At 47.0% G+C, this 1,369-nt stretch carries 2 protein-coding genes; both read left to right on the top strand.

All coding sequences use genetic code 11. From position 1 onward, the window contains the following. Positions 1 to 77 precede the first annotated feature (77 nt). Positions 78 to 416, top strand: a complete 339-nt coding sequence (locus NSB25_RS29025) for a transposase (RefSeq protein ID WP_103242823.1) — start codon at positions 78 to 80, stop codon at positions 414 to 416. Continuing rightward, on the top strand, positions 413 to 1,321 hold the full coding sequence (locus NSB25_RS29020) for an IS3 family transposase (RefSeq protein WP_103242824.1): 909 nt from the start codon (positions 413 to 415) through the stop codon (positions 1,319 to 1,321). The genes NSB25_RS29025 and NSB25_RS29020 overlap by 4 nt, the downstream gene beginning before the upstream one ends. Positions 1,322 to 1,369 lie beyond the last annotated feature (48 nt).

Genomic DNA, 1,369 nt, shown 5'->3' with positions numbered 1-1,369 from the left:
TGATGTGGTATAAAAAAAGTTGACAGCCCATTCTCAAGGATTTGAGATATAATCAAGAGAATAAGGAGTGAACAAAAATGGCAGAAAACAGGCAATACGACCATGAATACAAAGTACAGGCAGTGAAACTCGCAAAGGAAATCGGACAAGCAAAGGCCGCTAAAGAACTGGGGGTTCCCAAGAATACCATGTATGGCTGGGTACGGGCCAACCGTCTTGGCAGCCTCGACCTTGGGGCAGGTTCACAAACCCCGCAAAGCGCCATGACGCTTAACGAGGAACTTCTTCAGCTCCGCCAGCAGGTTAAGGAACAGGAAAAAGAAATCCGCCGTTTAAAGAAGGAAAATGACTTTCTGGAGGAAGCCAGCGCTTTTTTCGCCGCGAGCCGTCTGAGGTCAGCAAAAACGAAAGAATGAAGTTTATTGCTCTTAAAACCAAAGACGGCGAATTAAAAGGGGATATCTTCTTTTACTGTAGAATCCTTCATGTCAGCAGGCAGGGATTTTACCAGTACCTTGCAAATAAAGACCGCCCATGGAAGTATCAGCCCCTGGCAGACGCCATGATGGAAATCCTTGAGGAAGATGATTGTAATGACACCTACGGCCGGACCCGCATGTATCAGGCATTAATGTTAAAACAGCCTGAAAATGTGAATATTCCCAGCGAACGTACTGTTTACCGTGTCATGGAGTATATCGGCATCAGCCATCATCCCAGGCGCAAACCAAACGGAATCACGAAAGCGGATCGGGAAGCCCAGAAATCAGAAGATCTGTTAAAACGTGATTTCAAGTCAGAGGAACCGCTGGCGAAGTGCGTAACAGACATAACAGAGATCAAAGCCAGCGATGGAAAGCTGTATGTTTCCGCTGTTTTCGACTGTTTCGATTCCAGCGTGGTTGGACTGGCGATGGATACTAATATGAAAGCTCCATTATGTGCGCGGACACTGGAAAACGCGGCGAAGACATATCCGGGCATCCATGGGGCAATTATCCACAGTGACAGGGGAAGCCAGTACACCAGCCAGCTTTATCGGGAGACAATCCGGAAGTATGGCATACAGCAGAGCATGAACAGTGCAGGCGGCAGATGCCATGATAACGCCCGCTGCGAGAGCATGTGGGCCAGAATGAAATCTGAACTGCTCTATGGCCGCTACAATACAGAGAAGATGAGCACGGATGAAGTGAAAACCCTCATCTGGAGATATTTCATCAGCTATTGGAATAACCGGAGGATCTGTTCCTCTAATGGAGGTCTTCCTCCCATGATAAAACGGCAGCGATACTATGATTCCCTGAAAGAAGAAGCATAGGATACAAAATCCTTGAGGAAAATGTGTCAACTAATCTTGACAAAATCA

Origin of the sequence: Acetatifactor muris (genome assembly GCF_024623325.1) — a bacterium.
Taxonomy (GTDB): Bacteria; Bacillota; Clostridia; order Lachnospirales; family Lachnospiraceae; genus Acetatifactor; species Acetatifactor muris.
This window is presented reverse-complemented; position numbering and strand designations above follow the sequence as displayed.